The sequence below is a fragment of the Flavobacteriales bacterium genome (assembly GCA_025210805.1).
In the GTDB taxonomy this organism is placed as follows: domain Bacteria; phylum Bacteroidota; class Bacteroidia; order Flavobacteriales; family CAJXXR01; genus JAOAQX01.
This window is the reverse complement of the sequence record JAOAQX010000006.1, coordinates 195,772-206,944: the sequence shown is the minus strand read 5'-3', so window position 1 is coordinate 206,944 and position 11,173 is coordinate 195,772. Positions and strand designations below refer to the sequence as shown.

General features: G+C 35.3%; 7 protein-coding genes and 1 riboswitch. Of the genes, 6 read left to right on the top strand and 1 reads right to left on the bottom strand.

Going from position 1 to position 11,173, the window contains the following annotated elements; genetic code table 11:
- The first annotated feature begins 2 nt into the window (after positions 1–2).
- The 3 genes from N4A45_03755 to N4A45_03745 all read left to right on the top strand — a co-directional run bounded on the left by N4A45_03755 (position 3) and on the right by N4A45_03745 (position 4,803).
- Entirely contained in the window at positions 3–1,148 is a 1,146-nt protein-coding gene (locus tag N4A45_03755) for a SusD/RagB family nutrient-binding outer membrane lipoprotein (GenBank protein ID MCT4664335.1), read from the top strand.
- A gap of 177 nt (positions 1,149–1,325) precedes the next feature.
- The gene (locus N4A45_03750) at positions 1,326–3,077 is read left to right on the top strand and encodes a DUF1800 domain-containing protein (GenBank protein ID MCT4664334.1); all 1,752 of its coding nucleotides are present in this window, start codon (positions 1,326–1,328) and stop codon (positions 3,075–3,077) included.
- Positions 3,078–3,081: 4 nt separating this feature from the next.
- Entirely contained in the window at positions 3,082–4,803 is a 1,722-nt protein-coding gene (locus N4A45_03745) for a DUF1501 domain-containing protein (protein ID MCT4664333.1), read from the top strand.
- 87 nt (positions 4,804–4,890) lie between these two features.
- Here the strand turns inward: N4A45_03745 and sucC are convergent, their stop codons facing one another.
- Positions 4,891–6,081: an ADP-forming succinate--CoA ligase subunit beta gene (gene sucC / locus N4A45_03740; GenBank protein MCT4664332.1), complete on the bottom strand. Its 1,191-nt coding sequence runs from the start codon at positions 6,079–6,081 to the stop codon at positions 4,891–4,893.
- 317 nt (positions 6,082–6,398) lie between these two features.
- On the opposite strand from sucC, the gene N4A45_03735 reads away from it, so the two are divergent.
- From N4A45_03735 to metH, 3 genes are all read left to right on the top strand, one after another.
- Complete coding sequence (locus N4A45_03735) at positions 6,399–7,298, top strand: MerR family transcriptional regulator (GenBank protein ID MCT4664331.1); 900 nt, start codon at positions 6,399–6,401, stop codon at positions 7,296–7,298.
- Positions 7,299–7,365: 67 nt separating this feature from the next.
- Positions 7,366–7,484, top strand: a riboswitch (SAM riboswitch).
- Positions 7,485–7,548: 64 nt separating this feature from the next.
- The gene (locus N4A45_03730) at positions 7,549–8,538 is read left to right on the top strand and encodes a homocysteine S-methyltransferase family protein (GenBank protein MCT4664330.1); all 990 of its coding nucleotides are present in this window, start codon (positions 7,549–7,551) and stop codon (positions 8,536–8,538) included.
- 1 nt (position 8,539) lies between these two features.
- The gene (gene metH, locus N4A45_03725) at positions 8,540–11,167 is read left to right on the top strand and encodes a methionine synthase (GenBank protein MCT4664329.1); all 2,628 of its coding nucleotides are present in this window, start codon (positions 8,540–8,542) and stop codon (positions 11,165–11,167) included.
- Positions 11,168–11,173: the final 6 nt, after the last annotated feature.

Genomic DNA, 11,173 nt, shown 5'->3' with positions numbered 1-11,173 from the left:
TTATGAAAAGATTTACAATAAAAAATATGGCAACAGTAGCTTTGGCTTTAGTCTTTACTGTGAGTTGTCATAAGTTAGATATAGAAAACCCAAACGGAGGAAAAAATCCGAGTTTTAACACCGCAAAAGATGCAATGGGTTATGTGTACACAGGACAGTTTGCTAGAGTATCAGCTATGCTAACTCAGCAATTAAGAGGCTCAGATATTCATTATGCTCCTATTTATGAACAATATGTCTTGCCAGACAATAAAATGAAGGCAGCTTATGATATCGCCTATCGTCATGGAGTTTCTGTAGCAGTAGATAAAATTGAAGAATATTCTCAAAGAGCTTCAACAACTAATGATGCTTCCTTTACAAAAATGGCGGATGAAGCAAGATTAGTAGCAGCCTCTATCTATTCTGTAACGATAGAATACTATTCAAATCCAGAGAAATATATCAGTAGAGACCAATCTCCAACTGGTCTTAATTACTCAGATATTTATGATTTATTGGATGCCGTATCTACCGATGATTTGAAAGATGAAGCCATGCTCTTGAAAGCCAGAGTGAAATTGAATGAAAAGGATTATGGAGCAGCACTTTCAATAATCAATTCCGTTGCAGATAAAGATCAAGTTGCTTTTGGTTTGGAATATGCAGGTAGCTCTACAAATATGAACGAATGGCAACGCTTTATTGGTGATCGAGGAAAATACCTTTTAGCAGATTCCAATAATATTGTTAAAAAATACATGGTGGATGATCCAAGATTAGCGACCTATTATCTTTCTGACGAAAAATTCAATTTTCCATTAGCTAGAAATGGTTCTGTGAATATTTTAGGTTCCATTGAGGCATACTTTATTTCTGCAGAATTAAAAATGCGAAATGATGATAAGGCTGGTGCCGAAGCGGATTATAAAAAAGGAATCGAAGCAAGTATGAAAGCTACTGGAGTTACCGATTTTACAAATTATATGACAGAAAAAGGGACATTGGATAATGATAAAGAAAAGGCTATAGAGCAAATCCTTACCGAAAAATATTTAGCACTATTTGGGCATCCAATGGTATTCGTGGATTATAAAAGAACTTCTTACCCTATTATTACTCACAAAGCAAGTAATTTCCCAAATAAATGGGAGTATCAATACCAATAAGCTGGTAATTAGTCTATTGATTTAAGAGTGATTTTTAGATTTTTTAGTAACAACCTCCTATGTTTTTATAGGAGGTTGTTTTGTTTAATCATATATTACAGCTTTAATATAACGATGTTATCTATGGTGGTTTAATAAAATAAAGTTATTTTTGAGAATAACCAAAGTTGCGTCATTATGATTTCTACACAAACTATAAGCAAAAAAACCGATGTACTAGGGCATCGGTTGGCTGCGCATTTATTAAGGAAAACGACTTATAATGTAAACAGTCGAAAGATAAAGCGATTTGCTAAGCTCACTCCAGAAAAAGCGGTTAAAAGACTCCTGCGAAAAAGAAAGTATTTCAGAGAATATCCTTTGGATAATGATTTTATTCCGTGGATAGATCCCACTAATACGGAAACATCAAATGCTTCGGGTTATCATAAAGCGAAATTCACCTCTCTATGGTGGATGGATGAAATGAGACGAGACCGAGGAATTCATGGTAAGCTTCAGTTATTTATTCATCAAAATTTTATGGCAAGTTTTAGAATGGTTCATTTAGATTCATTTTATGATTATGCCAATATGATTAAATATTATAGTACACGTAGCTATAAAGATCTTGCTTATGCCTTAACGAGGAATCAAACCATGCTAAGATATTTAGATGGCTATGCAAACAGAGTGGGAAACCCCAATGAAAATTATGCAAGAGAGTTTTTAGAACTTTTTACGATAGGAAAAGGAGCTCAAAATCCAAATGATCCAACTGACTACACTCATTATACAGAGTATGATATTCAGCAAGCGGCGAAAGTTCTTACAGGATATAAGATGCACTTGCGTGTTCAAGATCCTGTGTCTGGTTTTTATTATGGAAAACTTCATCTCTCACATCATGACACAAGTGATAAAACCTTTAGTGCTGCATTTGGGAACAAAACAATTACAGGAGGAAGTACAGAAGCAGAAATAGAACAAGAGGTTAAATCATTCATCAAAATGGTGTTTGATGAAGATAGAACTGCGATAAATATTTGTGAAAAACTCTATCGTTTTTTTGTAAAAAAAGATATTTCTGCAGACACCCATACGAATATCATTCTTCCAATGGCTCAGAGATTAAAGTCTAGTAACTATAAAATACAGAGAGCATTAAAATTATTATTGACAAGTAAGCACTTTTATGATGAAGATGATTGCCTCTCTACAGATGAGAACATAGGTTCGCAAATAAAATCACCAGTAGATCTTGCGTTCCAAACGATCAACTATTTTAATGTTCCTATTCCAGATTATTCGGTTTATGAAAATGCCAAGCAAAAACAAATAGAAGAAACGGGAACCTTTGACGATGCCACGCTTCCAGACAAAAAACATTATATCAATTTTTATGCAAAGGATATGTATCAAACCCTCTTTACCTTAGCGGGAATGCCCTTGCATGAACCAGTAACTGTGGCAGGATATGATGGGTATTTTCAAGCTCCAAATCTTGATAGAAATTGGTTGAATGCCAATACAATCAGGTCTCGATATGAATTTGGAAGAACCCTTGTTACAGGTAGAAACAAGCTTAGATGGAATAGTTTTACCCAAAACAAAGTAAAGCTCGATTCTGTGGATTCCGCAATTTTTGCTCTCAGAAAAAAAGGAATGATGAAAAATGCAGATTATATCGTTCGAAACCTCATCAAGGATCTTTTTCCAGAAGGAGTCACCATTTCAAATGACCGATTAAATTATTTCCTTTATGGAATCTTTTTGGCGGTGGATAATTATGATTCACCAGAAGCTGCTTCAGCAATTGCAACAGCAAAAATTAGTTGGAAATTTAGTTGGAAAAACTACCTCCAAACCGGTGATAAATCGGAAGTAAGTATTGCTTTAGATCGATTAATTTTAGCCTTGTATCAATCCCCAGAATTCCAAACACTATAAAGCCATGAAAAGAAGAAAGTTTTTAAAAAATACCAGTCTTGTAGCAGCTTCGCCAGTTTTATTAAATGGAATTCCGATATCTGCTTTTGCCGAAAATAATTTACCAATAGACCCAGATTGTATCAATCATACAGACCGATGTATCGTTCTTATACAAATGGGTGGAGGAAATGATGGGCTTAATACTGTAATTCCGATAGACCAATTTGCCGTGTATTCTCAAACCTTGCGTCCTACAATTCATATAGAGGAAACAGAAGCCATAAAATTACAGCAAGACCCTGATGACGCTTCCGCAGGAAATCGAGATGATATTGCTTTACATCCTGCACTCTCAGGTTTCAGAAATATCTATAATAATTCCACAAACTTAGGTTTGGGAATGAGCATTATTCAAAATGTAGGTTATCCAGTGCAAACAAAATCTCATTTTAGATCCACAGATTTAATCTTGGAAGGAAGAGACGGGAAAGCAACAAGTCCTACTTCTGAAGGATGGATTGCAAGATATTTGTACAACAACCATGAGGATGCCATTTTAGCAGAAACATTGCAAGATCCTTTAGCAGTTCAGCTGGGGAAAACAAATCCTTCAAAAGGATTGTCTCATACACATAATGTAACCGATTATACATTGAATCTTTCTGGGCAAAACCCATTAGGATTGTTTACGATTACTAATGTGTTTTCATCGGCTCATTTGGGAACGATTCCAAATTCTGATTACGGTTCTGCCTTGCAGCATGTAAAGGATATTGAAGAAGATTTAGATTTTTACGCAACTCGAATGAATACGGTTTTTAATGCGGGTGCAAATTCTGCGGTAACCTATCCAAATACTTCATTGGCTTATCAATTAAAAACTGTTGCAAAGCTTATTTCTGGAGGATCAAAGACCAAAATTTTTGTGTGTCATCATGGAGGTTTTGATACGCATTCAGGACAAGCTAATCGTCACAACAATGTCTTGGGGCAATTAAGTGCGGCAGTAGAAAGCTTTTATCAAGATTTGAATAATTTGACCGACGATCTTGGGAAAAAATACTCAGAAAGAGTGATTACCGCTACTTATTCTGAGTTTGGAAGAAAAGCTAAGCAAAATGGGAATCATGGAACAGACCACGGTTCTTTGTTTCCGATGTTTGTATTTGGAAAAGGAGTGAAGAGTCAAATGGTGGGAAATACGCCCAATCTTTCTAACCTAACAAACTCTTTCCAGTTACAAGGAATGGAGCATGATTACCGAGCGGTATTTGCTACGATTCTCCAAGATTGGTTAGGTTCATCAGATTCTGTGGTTGACATTGCTTTTAAGAAACATCCATCAAATGCGAACCAATCGTTTTTACCTGATAAAATTGATTTACTCAAAGCCAATTCTATTGCTTGTAAGGATGCTGATGAGGTTAATGATGGCTCGGTAGTTAGTGCAAGGAAATTCATCACAGAAGATTATGATATTAATCAAAATTTCCAATTAGAAGTCTATCCAAATCCTGCTTATCAGAACTTTATGTTGGATATTGAGTCTAATACAGAAGAAAAGGTGATTGTGCAGGTAATTAATGCCCAAGGGAAGGTTTTGATTTCTAAAACAACTGAAATCCATCAAGGAGAAAACAGTATTGCCTGTGAGGTGAAAAACTTTTCTGGTTTAGCCGTTATCAAGGTTTATACTTTAGATAATCAATTAGTAGGTGCAAAAAATTTACTTATTCGCCGCTAATACAGTTTTTATTAAAATAAAAAAATCCTCTAAAAGTATTCTCAAAACTTTTAGAGGATTTTGTATTTATAAATTGAAGGAGATGTTTTATCCTACCAATTCTTTTACTTTATCTGCAGCTTCTTGAAGCGCAATTGCCGAGTGTACTTCAAGTCCACTTTCGTCGATAATTTTCTTAGCTTCTTCTGCATTAGTACCTTGTAGTCTAACGATAATAGGTACATTGATGTCTTTCATGTTTTTGTAAGCATCTACAATTCCGTTTGCCACACGATCACATCTTACAATTCCTCCGAAGATATTTACTAAGATTGCTTTTACATTAGGATCTTTCAAGATGATTCTAAAAGCTTTCTCTACTCTTTCGGCATCAGCAGTTCCACCTACATCTAAGAAGTTTGCAGGGTTTCCACCGCTCATCTTGATGATGTCCATTGTTGCCATTGCAAGACCTGCTCCGTTTACCATACATCCAACGTTTCCGTCTAGCTTTACGAAGTTAAGACCGTATTCACCAGCTTCTACTTCTGTAGAATCTTCCTCACGAGTATCACGTAGCTCAGCAATGTCTTTATGACGGTATAATGCATTGTCATCAATAGTTACTTTGGCATCAACAGCAATAATTTTGTTGTCAGATGTTTTAAGAACTGGGTTGATTTCAAATAGAGAAGAATCTGAACCTTCAAAAGCTTTATAAAGATTGAATACGAATTTTACCATATTCTTATAAGCTTGTCCTTCAAGACCAAGATTAAAAGCTACTTTACGAGCTTGGAAACCTTGAATTCCTACTTTTGGGTCAATTTCTTCTGTGAAAATCTTTTCTGGAGTGTCTTCAGCTACTTGCTCAATATCCATTCCTCCTTCTGTAGAGTACATAATCATATTACGACCACTAGCTCTGTTAAGAAGAATAGACATATAAATCTCAGAAGTTTCTGTTTCACCTGGGTAATACACATCTTCTGCAACCAATATTTGGTGAACTTTTTTACCTTCTGCTGAAGTTTGTGGAGTGACCAACTGCATTCCAATAATGTCTGTTGCTCTTTCTTTTACTTCTTCTAGATTCTTGGCAAGTTTTACACCACCACCTTTTCCACGTCCACCTGCGTGTACTTGAGCTTTAATTACATGCCATCCTGTTCCAGTTTCTTCCGTAAGCTTTTCTGCTGCTGCAACAGCTTCTTCAGGAGTTGTTGCTACAATTCCTCTTTGGATACCAACACCATAGCTGGCTAGTATTTCTTTTCCTTGATATTCGTGTAAATTCATTTTATGACTTTTTTGCTTTAGCAAAAATAGGGTTTTGATTTAGATTTAAGAAATGAAAACATTTAATTTTTTTATTGAGGTATTTTTCTAGGTGTTTTTAATGTAAATCAAACGGATAATAATGTGATTGTATAAGCTTGAAAGTGCTGTGGAGTCTGAGAAAATTAGTTTTTGTAGTATTCATGAGATTTTGTTATTTGATTAGAAATAACTGAATTGTTATTTGTTGGAAATTACGCCATATCGCTTGAAATTGTGTATTTTGTAAATAAGTTTTATATTTGAAGACTCACTCACAAAAAAAATCGCACATCGCTTTGAAGGATATTTACCAGACATTTTCAACTAGAGATTTTGAATTGATTACAGGAATCAAAACGGCCACTTTAAGAATGTGGGAGCGTCGTTATGGTTTGTTTTCACCCACTAAAGGAAACAGAAATATTAGAACTTATTCTATAGATGATTTCCAAAAATTACTCAATATCGTTTTTTTGCTAGATAGAGGTTTGAAAATTTCAAAATTGGCAGAGATGTCTGAGCAAAATCTAAATGAAAAAGTACTAGAATATGTCACCGAAGAATCTCAAGAAGACTATTGGATGCTTTCACTCAAAAAAGCCTTAATAAATTTGGATGGAGTACTTTTTGAAAGAACGTATCAAGAAATGATTAGCAAACTTACTTTTGATGTGATTTTCGAAACCCAGTTCATGAAATTCTTTCACCTTATCGGGATTTTATGGCAAACAAAAATAATTACGCCTATCCAAGAGCATTTTATTAGTAATCTGATCGCTCAAAAGATTCATATTCATACAGAAAAGGAAAAAATTACACCTACAGAAGATAGTGATCTTTTTATCCTTTTTTTAGTAGAAGGTGAAATCCATGAGTTGGGATTACTTTATATAAACTATATTTTACAAGCGCATGGAAAAAAGACCATTTACTTAGGGGCGAGTATTCCAAAAGAAGATTTAAGAATTGTAGGGGAAAAATACCCAAATGCAAAATGGGCTACCTATTTTACAATGAATGTAGACTCAGATAACTGGGAAGAATATCAAAACTATCTAATGGATAATCATTTGGATACTTATCAAGAATTTTGGTTGATAGGAAATATTCCAAACTCGATAAGACTCCATAAAACAATGAGTATGAATTATCTTAAAGATGTAGGAAATGCTATGGATTCATTGATGTATCTTTAAAAATAATAGTTATTTATTGACTCAAAGGTATTCATCTTCAAAAAAAACACCCTATATTTGTTTCACAACGTTATCAGGAAAGGCTGAGGGAATAGACCCAATGAAGCCTTAGCAACCCTTTCAATCTATACGAAAGAAGGTGCTACGTTCTACCAAAATCAACTACTTGATTTGGATAGATAACTCAGAAAAGTTTTCCAAAAATAGAAGACTTTTTCTCTCAAACTTTCCTGTATAAAAAAGAAGACAAATGACTTTACAGGAAGCAATTCAACAAAAAATATTGGTTTTAGATGGTGCTATGGGTACCATGATTCAGCGCTTTAAGCCTACTGAAGAAGATTTTAGAGGTGATGTATATAAAAATCATTCTTGTGATCTCAAAGGAAACAATGATTTACTCTCTATTACTCGACCAGATATTATTCGTTCTATTCATCAAGAATATCTAGCGGCTGGAGCCGATATTATTGAAACCAATACTTTTTCTGCTAATAAAATTTCTATGGCAGATTATCATCTGGAAGATGCAGTATATGAAATGAATTTTCAGTCGGCAAAATTAGCAAAAGAATGTTGTGATCAGTTTCGTAAAAAAACACCCAATCAACCTAGGTTTGTTGCAGGATCAATAGGACCCACAAACAGAACTGCAAGTCTCTCACCCGATGTAAACAGACCAGGATTCAGAAATATCTCTTTTGATGAACTTGAAGAAGCCTATTATGAACAATGTTGTGCTTTGGCAGATGGTGGTGTAGATGCGTTTTTAATTGAAACTATTTTTGATACCCTAAATGCAAAAGCCGCAATAATGGCTGCTCAAAGAGCCAACAAAGATCAAGGGAAAGAGATTCCAATGATGATTTCAGGAACCATCACGGATGCCAGTGGGAGAGTGCTTTCTGGTCAAACTCTAGATGCCTTTTTTATCTCTATCAAACATGCAAATCCATTGACTGTTGGATTGAATTGTGCTTTGGGTGCAACCCAATTATTACCTTATGCCAGAAATCTTAATAGAATCTCAGAATTTGCTATTTCGGCACATCCAAATGCTGGTTTGCCCAATGAATTTGGGGAATATGACCAATCTCCTGAAAACATGGCAAGACAACTAGAACCCTTTTTAGAACAAGGTCTTTTGTCTGTGGTGGGGGGCTGCTGTGGAACTTCCCCTGCTCATATAGAAGCTATTGCAGAACTAAGTAAAAATTATCAACCCAAAAAGAACAATTAACATGGAAAAATATCTACAATTATCGGGGTTGGAGAGTCTTATAGTAAGACCAGAAAGTAATTTTATTAATATTGGAGAACGAACAAATGTGGCAGGATCACGTCGTTTTTTAAGATTAATTAAAGAGAAAAACTATCAAGAAGCATTAGATATTGCTAGAAAACAAGTGAATGGAGGAGCTCAAATTCTTGATATTAATATGGATGATGGTTTGCTCAATGGAGTTGAAGCCATGCAAGAATTTCTACTTTTAATAGCTTCAGAGCCCGATATTGCTCGTGTTCCCATTATGATTGATTCTTCAAAATGGGAAATTATAGAAGCAGGACTCAAATGTGCTCAAGGGAAATGCGTGGTAAATTCTATTTCTCTCAAAAGTGGAGAAGAACAGTTTGTAGAACAAGCTAAATATATCCAGCATTTTGGAGCTGCAGTGGTGGTCATGGCTTTTGATGAAAAAGGTCAGGCAGACACCTTAGCAAGAAGAATAGAAATCATAGAACGATCTGCAAGTATTCTCGACAAAATCGGTTTTCCTCCAGAAGATATTATTTATGATCCCAATGTTTTTCCCATTGCAACAGGACTTCCAGAACACCAAAGAAGTGGAATAGACTTTATAGAAACCTGTAAATGGATTCAAAAAAATCTACCGTATAGTAATGTCTGTGGAGGGATTTCCAATATTTCCTTTTCATTTCGTGGGAATAATTTTATAAGAGAAGCCATTCACTCTGCATTTCTATACCATGCCATTCCTAATGGTTTAACAATGGGAATTGTGAATCCAAACCAATTGGAGGTGTATGATGAAATTCCCAAAGATTTACGAGATATAATTGAAGAAGTAATCTTTAATAAAAACGAAGTAGCATCTGAAAAACTCATTGAGTATGCCGAGAAAACACAAGGCATAACATCAAATAAAGAAGAGAAAACAGAAGCATGGAGAGCATTTGAACTTGAAAAAAGGATAGAATTTGCCCTTGTAAAAGGAATAGATACCTATATCGTAGAAGATATTGAAGAAATTCGAACTTCATTTGAGAATCCTGTAGAAATTATCGAAGGTCCCTTGATGGCAGGAATGTCGGTAGTGGGTGATTATTTCGGAAGCGGAAAAATGTTTCTACCTCAAGTAGTAAAATCGGCGCGAGTGATGAAAAAAGCGGTAGCCTATTTAGAGCCATTTATAGAAGCTTCCAAAAGCGAAGCACATACCAAAGGGAAAATCCTTTTGGCAACTGTAAAGGGCGATGTTCACGATATCGGAAAGAATATTGTATCGGTGGTTTTGGCTTGTAATAGTTATGAAATTATCGACCTTGGTATTATGGTTTCAGAAGAAACAATAGTGAATAAAGCGATAGAAGAAGGCGTAGATGCTATTGGACTTAGTGGTTTAATAACGCCTTCATTAGAAGAAATGGTTACTGTGGCAAAGTTATTAGAAGAAAAAGGACAAAATATTCCTTTGCTTATAGGTGGAGCAACGACTTCTATTACGCATACTGCCGTAAAGATTGACACCGTGTATAATTGCCCTGTGGTTTATATCCCCGATGCTTCCAAAGCAGTTACAATTGTGAGTGAGCTTTTGCAGGATAAAAGTCAGTTTGAAAATCATTTAAACCAAAAATATGAAGAGATTAGAGTAGGATATCAACGAAAAAATGAGCAAAAAACTTTTTTAAACATTGCAGATGCTCGTGCGCATAAATTTCAAATTGCCCATGATTATGCACCCGCAATTCCCAGGCTTCAAGGAGTACATGAGGAACAGAATATTCCCTTAGATTTTATCGAAAAATATATTGATTGGTCTCCTTTTTTCTGGACATGGGGTATAAAAGGAATGTATCCTAAAGTACTGAAAAATCCAGAAGCTCAAAACCTTTTTGATGAGGCACAAAAAATCCTAAAACAATTAGTGGATGGAAAAAAAGTGAGAACTCGTGGAGTTTGGGGAATATTTCCTGCAAAATCTGAGGAAGATGATATCGTATTTGAAACCAATAAAGGGAGTCGGAGATTTTTGACTCTTCGTCAGCAAGAGCAAAAGACTAGTAAAAAAGCTCATTATTGGGCATTGTCAGATTTTGTACATCAGAAAAAACAAGATTATGTGGGTTGTTTTGCTGTTACCGCAGGAGCATATTTTGATGAAAAAGCAGAACATTATAAAAAAATTGGAGACGATTATCAATCCATGATGCATTTGGCCTTGGCAGATAGACTTGCCGAAGCTACGGCAGAATGGCTACACGAAAAAATAAGAAAAGAGTATTGGGCGTATGCCGAAGAAGAATCTTTGGAAAATAAAGACCTGATTCAAGAAAAATATCAAGGAATAAGACCCGCTCCAGGATATCCTGCTTGCCCAGATCACCTAGAGAAAGATGCCATTTTTGAAGTCTTGGAAGTCTCCAAAAGAATAGGTATAGAGCTTACAGAAAACAAAGCTATGACACCCTTGGCGTCTATCTCAGGATATTATTTTGCACACCCAGAGGCACAATATTTTGGTTTAGGTAAAATAGGAAAAGATCAAGTAGAAGACTATGCAAAAAGAAAAGGAATGAGCATAAAAGAAGCCGAAAAATGGCTGGCTACTTCTTTGAATTATTAAGGCTTG